The sequence below is a fragment of the Mycobacterium sp. E3298 genome (genome assembly GCF_001666895.1).
GTDB lineage: Bacteria > Actinomycetota > Actinomycetes > Mycobacteriales > Mycobacteriaceae > Mycobacterium.
Map to the genome: position 1 here is coordinate 1 of NZ_LZJB01000615.1, position 1,079 is coordinate 1,079.

A 1,079-nucleotide genomic window follows, 5' to 3' on the forward strand; every position below is an offset into this window, starting at 1 on the left:
GGCTGAAGGATTCGGCCGGCAGGCCGATCGGGGGCGGTTTCCCCGACCCGAACCTGCGGCCGCAGATCGTCGGGGTGTTCACCGACCTCACCGGCCCGGCCCCGCCGGGCCTGAAACTGTCGGCCACCATCGACACCCGGTTCTCCACCACCCCAACGACTTTGAAGCTGACCGCGATGGTGCTGGCCATCGTGTCCACGATCGTCGCGCTGATCGCATTGTGGCGCCTGGACCAGCTGGACGGCCACCGGCGACCAGTGCGGCCACGGCGATCAATCCGGTGGGCTGGACGCCGAGGGTGAACGCCGCGGTGATGACCGCCAGCGCGGCGGGAGTCAACCGGCTGTAACGCATGGAGCGCTCGATGAGCACGTAGGTGATCAGCGAACCGACGGCGATGATCGGCTCCGGGCGCAGGCCGTTGTCGAACGGCATCCACGCGGTGAGCAGGACCAGGCCCGCCGCCCAGTTCGCCGCCTTGCTGCCGGCGACCGCGGGCCCGAGACGGGGCAGCACCTCACGCGAAAGCAGCAGCCAGCAGACGATTCCCGCGATCAGGTCCGGCAGGCGCATCCACAGGCTGGCGTCGCTGACGTGGGTCATCAACGCCAGCAGGTTGTAGTACCACCCGAACGGGTCCTCCGGGCTGCCGAACCAGCGGAAGTAGTTCGACATGTAACCGGCGTGGTCGGCGACCCGGGCCATGCCCAGGATGTAGCCGTCATCGGACGAGTTCGCCCCGATCACGTGCCACAGCAGGAACCCGAAGATGACCGTGACGTCGGCCAGCGTGAAGGTGCGCCAGTTCGCCGGAATGAGCCGGCGCATCCGGTGGCCGTCCAGCTGGTCCAGGCGCCACAATGCGATCAGCGCGACGATCGTGGACACGATGGCCAGCACCATCGCGGTCAGCTTCAAAGTCGTTGGGGTGGTGGAGAACCGGGTGTCGATGGTGGCCGACAGTTTCAGGCCCGGCGGGGCCGGGCCGGTGAGGTCGGTGAACACCCCGACGATCTGCGGCCGCAGGTTCGGGTCGGGGAAACCGCCCCCGATCGGCCTGCCGGCCGAATCCTTCAGCC

2 pseudogenes are annotated in these 1,079 nt (G+C 68.4%); one reads left to right on the forward strand and one right to left on the reverse strand.

Annotated elements, in window-relative coordinates:
- A pseudogene (locus tag A9X05_RS30240) lies at positions 1-245 on the forward strand (hypothetical protein); the annotation flags it as partial.
- On the opposite strand, the pseudogene A9X05_RS28095 reads toward A9X05_RS30240, so the two are convergent.
- A pseudogene (locus A9X05_RS28095) lies at positions 238-1,079 on the reverse strand (arabinosyltransferase domain-containing protein); the annotation flags it as partial. The pseudogenes A9X05_RS30240 and A9X05_RS28095 sit on opposite strands and share 8 nt — an antisense overlap.